10 protein-coding genes are annotated in these 12317 nt (G+C 72.8%); 6 read left to right on the top strand and 4 right to left on the bottom strand.

Going from position 1 to position 12317, the window contains the following annotated elements:
- Positions 1-198 precede the first annotated feature (198 nt).
- The 3 genes from AB0C33_RS02235 to mtrA all read right to left on the bottom strand — a co-directional run bounded on the left by AB0C33_RS02235 (position 199) and on the right by mtrA (position 4342).
- Positions 199-1923 (bottom strand): LpqB family beta-propeller domain-containing protein, encoded by a 1725-nt coding sequence (locus tag AB0C33_RS02235; protein WP_358282768.1) that lies wholly within the window; start codon positions 1921-1923, stop codon positions 199-201.
- Positions 1910-3580: an MtrAB system histidine kinase MtrB gene (gene mtrB, locus AB0C33_RS02230; RefSeq protein WP_358282766.1), complete on the bottom strand. Its 1671-nt coding sequence runs from the start codon at positions 3578-3580 to the stop codon at positions 1910-1912. Before mtrB ends, AB0C33_RS02235 begins: the two co-directional genes overlap by 14 nt.
- Positions 3581-3664: 84 nt before the next feature.
- Complete coding sequence (gene mtrA / locus AB0C33_RS02225) at positions 3665-4342, bottom strand: MtrAB system response regulator MtrA (RefSeq protein ID WP_043620615.1); 678 nt, start codon at positions 4340-4342, stop codon at positions 3665-3667.
- Positions 4343-4610: 268 nt separating this feature from the next.
- Between mtrA and AB0C33_RS02220 the strand changes: the two genes are divergently transcribed.
- From AB0C33_RS02220 to AB0C33_RS02200, 5 genes are read left to right on the top strand one after another with little or no spacing between them, the layout of a single operon-like run.
- Complete coding sequence (locus AB0C33_RS02220) at positions 4611-5978, top strand: glycerophosphoryl diester phosphodiesterase membrane domain-containing protein (RefSeq protein ID WP_358282764.1); 1368 nt, start codon at positions 4611-4613, stop codon at positions 5976-5978.
- Positions 5975-6613: a DUF4129 domain-containing protein gene (locus AB0C33_RS02215; protein WP_358282763.1), complete on the top strand. Its 639-nt coding sequence runs from the start codon at positions 5975-5977 to the stop codon at positions 6611-6613. Before AB0C33_RS02220 ends, AB0C33_RS02215 begins: the two co-directional genes overlap by 4 nt.
- Complete coding sequence (locus tag AB0C33_RS02210; protein ID WP_358282761.1) at positions 6610-7875, top strand: DUF4350 domain-containing protein; 1266 nt, start codon at positions 6610-6612, stop codon at positions 7873-7875. Before AB0C33_RS02215 ends, AB0C33_RS02210 begins: the two co-directional genes overlap by 4 nt.
- 13 nt (positions 7876-7888) lie before the next feature.
- A complete protein-coding gene (locus AB0C33_RS02205) occupies positions 7889-8845 on the top strand; it encodes a MoxR family ATPase (protein ID WP_358282759.1) in 957 nt (318 codons plus the stop codon).
- Positions 8846-8900: 55 nt separating this feature from the next.
- Positions 8901-10274, top strand: a complete 1374-nt coding sequence (locus AB0C33_RS02200; protein ID WP_358282756.1) for a DUF58 domain-containing protein — start codon at positions 8901-8903, stop codon at positions 10272-10274.
- An 11-nt stretch (positions 10275-10285) separates the two neighbouring features.
- Here AB0C33_RS02200 and AB0C33_RS02195 read toward each other — a convergent pair whose 3' ends face one another.
- The gene (locus AB0C33_RS02195) at positions 10286-11278 is read right to left on the bottom strand and encodes a stage II sporulation protein M (protein ID WP_358282754.1); all 993 of its coding nucleotides are present in this window, start codon (positions 11276-11278) and stop codon (positions 10286-10288) included.
- Positions 11279-11329: 51 nt separating this feature from the next.
- Between AB0C33_RS02195 and AB0C33_RS02190 the strand changes: the two genes are divergently transcribed.
- On the top strand, positions 11330-12313 hold the full coding sequence (locus AB0C33_RS02190; RefSeq protein ID WP_358282752.1) for an RDD family protein: 984 nt from the start codon (positions 11330-11332) through the stop codon (positions 12311-12313).
- Positions 12314-12317 lie beyond the last annotated feature (4 nt).

Below are 12317 nucleotides of genomic sequence, written 5' to 3'. Positions count from 1 at the left end.
CAGGACTGCGGCAGAAACACATCAAGCACCCCCGCCAACACGCCCCCAGCATGCCCCCCACCACCGACAGTTCCCCCGGCTCCGCGCACGCGCCTCCCAGAAGGGAGGCGGTTCGTGCGGACGGGCCCCTCGCAGTCCGGGCGGAGGACCAGTCCAGGAACGACCGAACCCAGGCGGAAGGCGGTCCGGGGGACGGGTTCAGCCCAGGGGGAAGAACGGGTTCTTGGCGTTGGGTTCGATCTTGCTGGTCCAGCCCTGGCGGTCCTGGTTGAGCTCGATGATCTTGGGGCCCTTCTCGGTGCTCGCCTCCGCGAGCACCCGCCCGTTCAGCGCCGTCACCCCCGCCAGCCGGTCCTTCAGCGGGATCCCGATGGTCTCGCCGTCGCCGATGTCGATCTCGTTCAGGATCTGCCCGGCCTTGCTCTTGATGAGGACCAGCAGGTGCTCGTCGTCCTCCCAGGCGATGTCCTCGATCTCGTACTCGACCTCCGTCGAGGTCAGCGTCTGGAGGTTGCCGAGCATGGGCCCGTTGAGCCCCTCGCTCAGCGCCCCGAGCTGCACGGTGTTCTTGCCGGTGCGCAGGGCCACCCGCACGCCGTCCCTGGCGATCCGGAACGCGGTGACGTCGAGGCCGTCGAGCCCGGGGGCGGAGACGCGCTCGGGGCCGCGCCCGCCGTTGGGGTCGTACCGCAGGACCACCTTGTTGTGCTGGTCGAACGTCCACAGGGAGCCGTCGCGGCGCCAGGTGGGGTCGGTGAGGTCGGCGCCCTCGACGACCTGCTGCCAGCGGCCCTCGGGGGTGAGCCCGGCGATCGAGATGCCGGTGGAGGTGCGCGCCGCGACGATCGCGCCGGTCTGCTGCGTGGACAGCGCGAACGCCTTGAAGTCGGTGTTCCCCTCCCCCGCCGGCCCGGACACGGCGATTCCTGGGCCCTCGGGGCTCATGACGTGCACGGACCCCTTGCTGGTGTAGTACGGCGTGCCGCCGCCGTTGTCCAGCCAGTGGGCCTCCAGGTTGGGCGGCTCGGTCCAGTACTGCTCGCCGTCGACCTGCACCTCGATGGTGCGGCTGTTGGCGACCTTGTTGCTGGTCAGGCTGTACTTGAGCTGCGCCACCAGGGCAGCCTTCTCGCCCAGGTCGAGCGGCAGGAGCGGGCCCGAGAAGTTGATCAGGACGCGGTCCTCGCCGGTGCCGACCGACTCGACCTGCGTGCCCTCGGGGAACACGGTGCCCACGGCGCCGCGCAGCGCGCCGCTCGGCCCCTTGAGCAGCCGCTTGACGATGGTCTGGGCGAAGGTCTCGGTCGGCTTGAGCCGCAGGCACACCCGGTCGACGACCAGGCGCTCGCGGGCGCTGTTGAGGTAGTACAGGTTGGTCAGCCGGTACGCCCGTGCCACGTCGGACTTGGTGAGCAGCAGCCCGTCCGGCAGGTCGTCGACGCGGTAGACGCCCCGGGCGTCCTTCTTCAGCACGAACAGCCGCTCGGGCGCGTTCCCCGACAGCGGCACGTACGCGTCGTCGGGGTCGATGCGGGCGACCTGCTTGCCCTTGAGCCCGTACGTCTCCGGCTCGTCGCCCTCCCCCGGGGGGTCCACCTGGTACGCGTCCTCGATCACCGTCACCGGCCCGGACGCCTTCCACTTGGCCTGGGCCTTGGGCGTCAGGTACCTGGCCAGCACGGTGGGGTCGTCGGGGTAGGCCGCCATGGCCGCCTGGAGCCCCTTGATGAGGTACTCGGGGTTCCAGTCGTCGCGCGGCGGGACGGCGATCATGCGCTGGAACGGCTTGTTCAGCGGATCGCCGCCCCCGGTGTCGCTCACCGTGTACGGCCCGCTCACCGGGATCACGGTGCACCCCGAGCCCGCGCAGGCCACGGCCGCGGCGAGGGCGACCGCGGCGCCCACCCGTCTAGTCCTCCTCATGGCCGCCTCCGTCCCCCGAGGCCGGGAGCAGCACCGGCGTCATGTGGCTGCGCCAGGTGCGCCGCATCTCGATCTCGGGCGGCACCAGCGACAGCGGCGAGCCCTTCAGGTCGGCGCCGGCCAGCCTGGGCAGCGTGAGGCGGAACTGCGAGCCCTCGCCCGGCTGCCCCCACGCCTGGAGCCAGCCGCCGTGCAGCGTGGCGTCCTCGCGGGAGATGGCCAGGCCGAGCCCGGTGCCGCCGATGGTCCTGGCCCTGGACGGGTCGGCCCGCCAGAACCGGTCGAAGACCATCGTCTCCTCGCCCGGCTTGAGCCCGATCCCGTGGTCGCGCACGGCGACGGCGACGGCGTCCCGGTCGGCCCCCACGGTCACCACGATCTCCCTGCCCTCGCCGTGCTCGATGGCGTTGAACAGCAGGTTGCGCAGGATGCGCTCGACGCGGCGGTTGTCGACCTCGACCATGCACGGCTCGTGCGGCAGGCGGATGTCGAAGCGGGTGGAGTGGCGCTCGGCCAGCGCCTCGGAGTCGGCGATGGCCCGGTGGACGACGTCGCGCATGTCCACGGAGTCGACGTCGAGCGTGGCGGCGCCGGCGTCGTAGCGGCTGATCTCCAGCAGGTCGGCCAGCATCGACTCGAACCGTTCGAGCTGGGCCTGCATCAGCTCGGCCGAGCGGGCGGCCATGGGGTCGAAGTCCTCGCGGGCGTCGTACAGCAGGTCGGCGGCCATGCGGACGGTGGTCAGCGGCGTGCGCAGCTCGTGGGAGACGTCAGAGACGAACTGGCGCTGGACCTGCGACAGCTCCTCAAGCTGGTGGATCTTGAGCGCCAGGTTGGCGGCCATCTCGTTGAACGAGTTCGCCAGGCGGGCCAGGTCGTCCTCGCCGCGCACCTTGAGGCGTTCGTCCAGCTTGCCGGCGGCCAGGCGCTCGGCGGCCTGGCGGGCCAGCCGCACGGGCGTGACGACCTGCCGCGCGACCAGGTACGCGATGGCGGCCAGCAGCAGCACGAGCCCGAGCCCCACCACGACGATGGCCAGCCGGACGTTGGACAGCAGCTCCTCTTCCTCGCTGAACGGGAAGAAGTGGTAGACCTGGTAGTCCTGGCCGGTCGTGGGCTCGTGCACGACGCCGCCGACCACGAACGTCAGCGTGGCCTGGCTCTGCCCGGCGAACCTGATCGACTCGATCTGGATCTCGGTCTTGCCGTACTCGGCCCGGTTCATGTACTTCTGCAGGCGCTGCCGGAGCGAGGCGGGCACGTCGGCCTGCACCACCCGGCCCGAGGCCCGCGACATGCCGGGCTTGGCCTCGTTGAGTATGAGGACGTCGTAGCGCTTCTTGGAGCCGTCCTCGCCCGACCCGGTGACGGTGTCCATGACCTCGTCGAGCGGGTTGACCTTCTGGTCGGTGTCGGGGGCCTTGGCGCCGTCGTCGGAGGGCGGGATCAGCGCGTCGGCGATCTGCAGGCGGTCGGCGTACGCCTCGTTGAGCGACGACTGCTGGCTGCTCGCGACCACGGACCGGTTGATCTCGTCGGACAGGAACGTGCCGAGGACGACCACGACGGTCACGGAGATCACCAGTGTGCTGGTGACCACCTGGAGCTGGAGCGAGCGCCGCCACACGCTGCGCACCCGGCCCGCCGCACGGCGCACCCTCCGGCGGACGCCGCCGAGAATCTGGCGGATCGTCCGTCGGCGGGCTTTTCTGGTCGGGGGCATGGCGGGGCGGGGCGAAGGCTAGGCGGGGCCGGCTTTGTAGCCCACGCCGCGGACCGTCACGACGATCTCGGGGTGCTCGGGGTCCTTCTCGATCTTGGCGCGGAGTCGCTGCACGTGCACGTTCACCAGCCGGGTGTCGGCGGCGTGCCGGTAGCCCCAGACCTGCTCCAGCAGGACCTCGCGGGTGAAGACCTGGCGCGGCTTGCGGGCCAGGGCGACGAGCAGGTCGAACTCCAGCGGCGTGAGGTTGATCGTCTCCTCGCCGCGCTTCACCGAGTGGCCGGCCACGTCGATGGTGATGTCGCCGATCTGCAGGATCTCGGGCGTCGGCTCGTCGGTGCGGCGCAGCCGCGCCCGCACCCGCGCCACGAGCTCCTTGGGCTTGAACGGCTTGACGATGTAGTCGTCGGCGCCGGACTCCAGCCCGAGCACGACGTCGATCGTGTCGCTCTTGGCGGTGAGCATCACGATCGGCACCCCCGACTCCGCCCTGATCCTGCGCGCCACGTCGATGCCGTCGGCGCCCGGCAGCATCAGGTCGAGCAGGACAAGGTCCGGGCGTGTATCCCGGAACGCGTCGAGGGCCTTGTCGCCGTCGGAGACGAAGGACGGCTCGAAGCCTTCTCCGCGCAACACGATGCCGAGCATCTCGGCGAGAGCGGCGTCGTCGTCGACGACCAGCACGCGACCTTTCATGGCCCCTCATTCGTTCTACGCATTGTGGGACATACCCGCACGATCGCTGAAGGTTACCCTTGGTCGGCCCATGTGTGGGACATGAGCCCTACGAAAGGCGAATTTTAGGTTCCCCCGGCAACCACAAACCCAGTCTGCGGTAACGGAGCGACTTTCGGCCATCCCCGGCTGCCTTCCTTGCCCCGTTTCGCCGATAAATGAGGGCAAGATGAGCCGGCGAATCACCTCGGTGACACCAGCCACCCGCCCAGCGTGCCAGGATTGGGATATGTCAGACGGTCACGGACGCACGCCCGAGACGCCCCCAGGCTGGTCTGCCGAACAGCCCCCGCCCTACAGCGCCCCGCAGGCTTCACCGTGGACCGCGCCGGGATCGCCCACGCAGACGCCGTACGGCCAACCGTACGAGCCGCAGGGCGAAGCCCCCCAGCCGCCGCCCTACGGCCCGCCGGGGCCTCAGCCACCCTACCCCCAGCCGGGCCACCCGCAGTCCGGTCATCCGCAACCGGGGTACCCCCAGCCCGGATACCAACAGCCGGGACACCAACAGCCCGGCTATCAGCAGCCTGGCTACCAGCAGGGCGGCTACCAGCAGCCCGGATACGGCTACATGCCGCCGCCCGCGCTGCGGCCCGGCATCATCCCGCTGCGGCCGCTGGGGCTCGGCGACATCCTCGACGGCACGATCAAGCTGATCAGGTCCAACCCCAAGGCCGTGCTCGGCCTGTCCGCCGTCGCCGCCCTGCTCGGCGCGGTGCCGCTGGCCGTGGGACAGGCGGTCATGCTCGGCTCGATGGGTGACATCCTCGACGATCCGCAGGCCGCCTCCGCCGGTCTCGACAGCTTCTACGGCCTCGTCGCCCAGTACAGCGGCATGTTCGCCTCGTACGCGATCCAGTTCGTCGTGGTCACGGTGCTGACCGGCGTGCTGACGCGCATCCTCGGCCGGGCCGTCTTCGGCGGCAACATCACCGCCGCCGAGGCCTGGCACCTCAGCAAGGGCCGGCTCCCGGCGCTGTTCGGGGTCGTCGGGCTGATGGCCGCCATGATGGTCGTGCCCCTGATCGTCCTCGCGCTGGTCGTGGTGGCGCTGGCGATGAACGTCTCCTCCTCCGAGGGCGTCGGGCTGACCATCGGCGTGATGGGGCTGTTCGTCCTGCTGTTCATCCCGTACTACCTGTTCATCACCACGCGCTTCGCGTTCGCCGCGCCCGCCGTGGTGCTGGAGGGCAGGGGTCCGATCGACGCGATGCGGCGCTCGTGGCACCTGGTGACCGGCGACTTCTGGCGGGTGCTCGGCATCCTGCTGCTGACGTCGCTGCTGGTCGGCCTGGTGTCGGGGGTGCTGTCGGTGCCGTTCTCGTTCGGCGGGACGCTGATCGGCATGCTCGGCGGCGGCTCGCCGGGCTCGGCCGTGGTCGCGGCGGTGTTCATCGCCGCCGGCGCCACGCTGAGCTCGATGTTCGCCTATCCCTTCCAGGCCGGCGTCTCCGGCCTGCTCTACGCCGACCGGCGCATGCGCGGCGAGGCGTTCGACCTCGTGCTGCAGACGGCGGCGATCGAGCAGCAGCGCCAGGGTTGGGTGCACGCCTCGGCCGACGATCTCTGGCACCCGTCCAACTCAGCCAGGTCGTGAGCCCGGTCGTGAGCCCGGTCGGCCGGGAGGAGGCGGCGCGCAAGGCGGCCGAGGAGCTCCTCAAGCCCGGATACGAGAAGGAATCCCTGTTCGACCAGCTCTACCGGCGTTTCGTCCAGTTCATCGGCGACCTGACCGACGCCGTGACGGGCGGCGGCCCGGCCGGCGGGATCATCGCCGCGGTCGTGATCACGCTCATCATCCTGGGCGTGATCATGCTGGTCGGCTGGCGGCTGCGCAGGACCGCCCGGCGGAACGCCATGGCCCCCGGCGGCCTCTACGGCGAGCGTGTGCTCAACGCCGCCGAGCACCGCAGGGCCGCCGAACGCCTGGCCGCCGAGGGCGAATGGACGCAGGCCATCCGCGAACGCCTCCGCGCCATCGCCCGCGACCTGGAGGAACGCGCCCTGGTGGACGGCATGCCGGGCCGCACGGCCGACGAGCTGGCCGCCGAGGCGGGCAGGGCGCTGCCCGGCTTCGCCGCCGAGCTGGCCGCCGCCGCGCGCTCGTTCGACGACGTCAGCTACGGCGGCGTGCCCGGCACGCAGGCCGCGTACCAGGCGATGAGCGACCTGGACGAGCGGCTGCGCCAGGCGCGGCCCGTCCCGCTCGCCGTGGGAGGCGGGCCGTCGTGAGCGTCTGGAACTCGGAGCCGGCCGCGGCCGGCAGCGCGCCGAGCGCGAACACCACCCCGGTCACCGCCCCGGTCACCACCCCGGTCGCCACTTCCGCGCCGGGGGCCGCCGGGCCCTCCGCCGCCACCTCCCCCACTGCCCGCTCCACCTGGCGGGCGAGCCGCATGATCGTCGTACTGGGCCTGGTCGTCGTCCTGGTCGCGGTGGCCGCGGTGCTGCTCGGCCCGCAGCGGGGCCCCTCGCGGTTCCTCGACCCCTCTGACACCTCGCTCGCCGGGTCGAAGGCGCTGGCGGAGCTGCTGCGGGCGCGGGGCGTCCAGGTCGACCGGGTCGACTCGGTCGAGGCGGCCGCCGCCAAGGCCGCGGGCGGCGGCCGGCTGCTGCTGGTCACCGACCTGACCTACCTCGACGAGCACCGCCTCGCCGAGATCCCCGGCGACCGGCTGATCGTCGGCGACCTGCCCGGCCTCGGCGTGCTGGCCCCCGGCACGAGCACCGAGCGCGAGCCGTCGCGGGTGCGCTCCCGCGAGCCCGGGTGCGCACTGCCCGCCGCCACGCGGGCCGGCAGCGCGCACGTCGGCGGCCTGGTGCTGAACGGCCCGCCCGGCGCCGCCTCCTGCTACCCCGCGGGCGACGGCTACTCCCTGGTCAGCTACCGCACCGGCGACGGCGCCACCACCACGGTCGTCGGCGACGGCGCGTTCATGACCAACCTGCGCCTGCCCGAGGACGGCAACGCGGCCCTCGCGCTCAACCTCGTCGGCACCGGCAGGCCCGTCACCTGGCTGGTCCGCCCGGACAATCCGCCCCCGCTCGACCTGCCCGGCTCCGAGGGCAAATCGATGTACGAGCTGATGCCCCCGAGCGTGCCCTGGGCGATCCTGATGACCTGCCTGACCGTGGCGCTCGTCGCGTTCTGGCGGGGGCGCCGCCTCGGGCCGGTGGTCACGGAGAGGCTGCCCGTCGTCGTGCGGGCCGCCGAGACGGTCGAGGGCCGCGGCAGGCTCTACCGCGCCAGGAGGGCCAGGCAGCGGGCCGCCGACTCGCTGCGCGCCGGCACGGTCGACCGGCTCACGCCCCGCCTGGGCCTGGCCCAGGGTGCCGGGCCGCACGAGCTGGTCGCGGCCCTGGCGGCACGGATCGCCGACGACCCGCAGGTGGTCGGCGCCGCACTGTACGGCCCGCCGCCGGCCGACGACGCCGGGCTCGTCGCGCTGGCCGGGTACTTGGACTCCATCGAAAGGCAGGTCAGTGAACTCTGAGGAGACTTTCCGCGTGGCCCCCTCGGGCGAGGCGGCCAGGGAGGCGCTCGGCGCGCTGCGGGCCGAGGTGTCCAAGGCCGTGGTCGGCCAGGACGCCGTGGTCACCGGGCTCGTCATCGCCCTGCTGTGCCGGGGGCACGTGCTGCTCGAAGGCGTGCCGGGCGTGGCCAAGACGTTGATGGTGCGCACTCTCTCAGCGGCCCTGTCGCTCGACTTCAAGCGCGTGCAGTTCACGCCCGACCTGATGCCGGGCGACGTGACCGGCTCGCTGATCTACGACGCGAAGTCCAGCGAGTTCGAGTTCAGGGAGGGACCGGTCTTCACGAACCTGCTGCTCGCCGACGAGATCAACCGAACCCCGCCCAAGACGCAGGCGGCGCTGCTGGAGGCCATGGAGGAGCGGCAGGTGAGCGTGGAGGGCGCGGCCCGTCCGCTGCCCGACCCGTTCGTGGTCTGCGCGACCCAGAACCCGGTCGAGTACGAGGGCACCTACCAGCTCCCCGAGGCCCAGCTCGACCGGTTCCTGCTCAAGCTCACCGTGCCGCTGCCGCCGCGCGACCACGAGATCTCGGTGCTCGAACGGCACGCGCGCGGCTTCGATCCGCGCGACCTGTCCGACGTCAAGCCCGTGGCCACGGCCGAGGACCTGGCGGCCGGCCGCGAGGCGGTCTCCCAGGTGCACGTGGCCCCCGAGGTGCTCGGCTACATCGTCGACGTGGCCCGCGCGACCAGGAGCTCGGCGTCGTTGCAGCTCGGCGTCTCGCCGCGGGGCGCGACGGCGCTGCTGGCCGCCTCCAGGGCGTGGGCGTGGCTGTCCGGGCGCCCCTACGTGACGCCCGACGACGTGAAGGCGCTGGCCAGGCCGGCGCTGCGGCACCGCGTCCAGCTGCGGCCCGAGGCCGAGCTGGAGGGCGCGACCGCCGACGGCCTGCTCGACGGCATCCTGGCCTCGGTCCCGGTCCCGCGCTGATGGCCCGCTCCGACGCACGCGAGAGGTCCGCGGCGGGCTCGGCCGGGAGGCGCCGATGGCTCTGACGGGACGCGCCGGACTGCTGGCCGCGGCCGGGATCGTGGTCGTGCTGCTCGCGCCGCAGCCCGGGGCCGCGCTGGCCGGGGTCTGCCTGCTGCTGGCCGCCGCGATCATCGTGGACCTGGTGTTCGCGGGCGCCGTGCGGCCCCTGCGGTTCCACCGTTCTGGCGACACGCTCGTACGGCTGGGGCAGACGGCCACGGTAGAGCTGATCGTGGAGAACCCGGGCCGCCGGCGGGTGCGCGGCCGGATCAGGGACGCCTGGCCGCCCTCGGCCGGGGCCGTCCCCCGGATCGCCGAGCTCGACGTGCCGGGCGGCGAGCGGCGCAGGATCGTGGTCACGCTCAACCCGACCAGGCGCGGGGACCGGTCGTCGGTGGCGGTGACCGTGCGCTCGGTCGGGCCGCTCGGCCTGGCCGCCCGTCAGGGCAGCCACCGTTCGCCCTGGTCGGTGCGGGTGCTGCCGCCGTTCCTGTCGCGCAAGCACCTGCCGTCCAGGCTGGCGCGGCTGCGCGAGCTCGACGGCCGGCATCCGGCGCTGGTGCGCGGGCAGGGCACCGAGTTCGACTCGCTGCGCGAGTACGTGGTGGGCGACGACGTGCGGTCCATCGACTGGCGGGCCACGGCGCGCCGCAACGACGTGGTCGTGCGCACGTGGCGGCCGGAGCGCGACCGGCGCGTGCTGATCGTGCTCGACACCGGCCGCACGTCGGCGGGCCGGGTGGGCGACGCGCCGCTGCCCCTGGCCGGAGCCGCCGCGCAGGGCCCGGGGCTGCTGGTACGTCCCGACCTGCGGCCCGCCCCCGGCTGGCCGCGGCTCGACTGGTCGATGGACGCGGCGCTGCTGCTGGCCGCGCTCGCCGCCAGAGCCGGCGACCAGGTCGACTTCCTGGCCTACGACCGGGCGGTGCGCGCGTGGGTGAGCGGCGCGTCCCGTACCGAGCTGCTGTCGTCGCTGGTCAACGTGATGGCGCCGATCGAGGCCGAGCTGGTCGAGGCCGACGGGCAGGGCATGGTGGCCGCCGTCCTGTCCCGGGCCAAGCGGCGCTGCCTGGTCGTGCTGCTCACCGACCTCAACGCGGCGGCGCTCGACGAGGGCCTGATGCCGGTGTTGTCGCAGCTGTCCTCGCGGCACCTGGTGCTGGTCGCGGGCGTGTCCGACCCGCGGGTGGCGGCCATGGCGGCCAGGCGCGGCAGCACCGAGGAGGTCTACGACGCGGCGGCGGCCGAGCAGGCCCAGCTCGCGCGCAGGCGCATCACGGCCAGGCTGCGCCGGCACGGCGTCGAGGTCGTGGACGCGCCGCCCGAGGACATCGCGCCCGCGCTGGCGGACGCCTACCTGGCGCTGAAGGCCGCGGGCCGGCTCTAGACCGAGGGCCGCTAGGCCGTGGGGGCGACGTCGGGAGCGCGTTCGACGTCGCCGGTCTCGTTCTCGCGCAGGGCTCTGCGGCCGAAGACGATCACGTACGTCAGGAAGGCCGCCTCGGCGAGCACGCCGATGCCGACCCGCACGGCCGTGGGCAGCCCGGACGGCGTCACGAACGCCTCGATCAGGCCCGACACGAACAGCACCACGACCAGCCCGAGCGCGACGCTCATCACCGCCCGGCCCTGCTCGGCCAGCGCCTCCAGCCGTTTGCGCGGCCCCGGATCGATCACCGTCCAGCCCAGGCGCAGGCCGACGGCGGCGGCCAGGAAGACGCCGGTCAGCTCCAGCAGGCCGTGCGGTGTGATCAGGCCGAAGAAGATGTCCAGCTTGCCCCTGGAGGCCATCAGTCCGGCCGAGACGCCGACGTTCTCGGCGTTGCTGTAGAGGATGAACGGGATGGGGATGCCGAGCAGGATGGCGTAGATGATGACCTGGGCCGACACCCAGGCGTTGTTGACCCACACGTGGCTGGCGAAGGAGGCGGCGGGGTGCTCGGAGTAGTAGTCGGCGAAGTCGTGGTCGACGAGCTGGGCGATCTCGTCCGGCGAGGCGATCGACGCCTGCACGTCGGGGTTGGCGGCCACCCACGCCCCCAGCACCCACGCGACCGCGATGCTGGCCAGCGCCGCGGCCAGCCACCACCAGCGCGCCCGGTAGGCCACCACGGGGAAGGAGACGGTGAAGAAGCGGGCCAGCTCCCGCCAGGCGGGCGTGTGCGCGCCGGTCACCGCCGACCTGGCCCTGGCCACCAGCGCCGACAGCCGCCCGGCCAGCACCGCGTCACGGGAGGAGGAGCGCACGATGGACAGGTGCGTGGACACCCGCTGATAGAGGTCGACCAGTTCGTCCACTTCCGCGCCGGTCAGCGAGGAGCGGTTCTTGACCAGGTGGTCGAGCCGGTCCCAGACGGGGCGGTGTGCTGTGACGAACGCATCGATGTCCACCCGACCATTGTGGCCGCTCGATCAATGCGGCATTGCCGTTAGGCTCCACATATGTCAGAGGTTGTGACCGGGGACGCCGTCGTCGTCGAGGTGCGGGTGGCCCAGATGCCCTCGCGCGCGCTGGCGTTCGTCATCGACATGACGGTGCAGCTCGTCGTGCTGATCGGCGCGTACATGCTCCTGGGCGCGTTCGCGGTCGTCACGGACGACGCGATGCTCGGCGCGGCCATGATCGTACTGCTGGTGCTGGTCATGATCGGCTATCCGGTGCTCTTCGAGACGCTCAGCAGAGGGCGCAGCCTCGGCAAGCTGGCGCTCGGCCTGCGGGTGGTCGCCGACGACGGCAGCCCGGAACGCTTCCGGCAGGCGCTGTTCCGCGGGCTGGCCGGGCTGGTGGAGTTCTGGATGTTCTCCGGCGCGCCCGCGCTGATCTCCTCGCTGGTCTCCCAGCGGGGCAAGCGGCTCGGCGACATCTTCGCCGGGACCATCGTGATCTCCGACCGGGGGCCGCGCGAGAGCGGGCAGGCCATCCTCATGCCGCCGCCGCTGGCCGCGTGGGCCGCCACCCTGGAGCTCTCCCAGCTTCCCGAGGAGGTGGCGCAGGCCGCCCGCCAGTACCTGATGCGCTGGCACGACCTCACGCCGCAGGTCCAGCACGACATGGGGGTGCGCATCGCGACGCAGACCGCGGCCTTCGTGTCGCCCGCCGCGCCCGCGGGGGTGCCGCCGCACGCGTACCTGAGCGCGGTGCTGGCCGAGCGCCGGCGGCGGGAGGAGGCCCGCTTCGCGCGCCAGGCCGCCCTGGCAGCCGGCGCCGCGCCGCGGTCCACGCCGTACGCGCCGTACCCGCAGCCGGGGCCGTACCAGCAGCCGGGGCCTTATGCGCCGCAGGGGCCGTACCAGCAGCAAGGGCCGTACCCGCAGGCGCCGCATCAGCAGGCGCCCTACCCGCGGCAGGCTCCGCAGCGGCCTCAGCCGGGGCCCGCGCCGGAGCCGCCGAAGGCGACTCCGGGCGGGTTCGCGCCGCCGCAGTGAGCCG

It is taken from the genome of Nonomuraea sp. NPDC048881 (assembly GCF_040649795.1).
Lineage (GTDB): Bacteria > Actinomycetota > Actinomycetes > Streptosporangiales > Streptosporangiaceae > Nonomuraea.
Note: the sequence above shows the minus strand (reverse complement) of the source record. Positions and strands in the feature narration are given on the sequence as shown.

What these genes read in the sequence shown, in the direction of transcription:
- AB0C33_RS02235 (WP_358282768.1), bottom strand. Translation starts at nt 1,923, where the DNA reads ATGAGGAGGACTAGACGGGTGGGCGCCGCGGTCGCCCTCGCCGCGGCC.
- mtrA (WP_043620615.1), bottom strand. Translation starts at nt 4,342, where the DNA reads ATGAAAGGTCGCGTGCTGGTCGTCGACGACGACGCCGCTCTCGCCGAG.
- AB0C33_RS02220 (WP_358282764.1), top strand. Translation starts at nt 4,611, where the DNA reads ATGTCAGACGGTCACGGACGCACGCCCGAGACGCCCCCAGGCTGGTCT.
- AB0C33_RS02200 (WP_358282756.1), top strand. Translation starts at nt 8,901, where the DNA reads ATGGCTCTGACGGGACGCGCCGGACTGCTGGCCGCGGCCGGGATCGTG.
- AB0C33_RS02190 (WP_358282752.1), top strand. Translation starts at nt 11,330, where the DNA reads ATGTCAGAGGTTGTGACCGGGGACGCCGTCGTCGTCGAGGTGCGGGTG.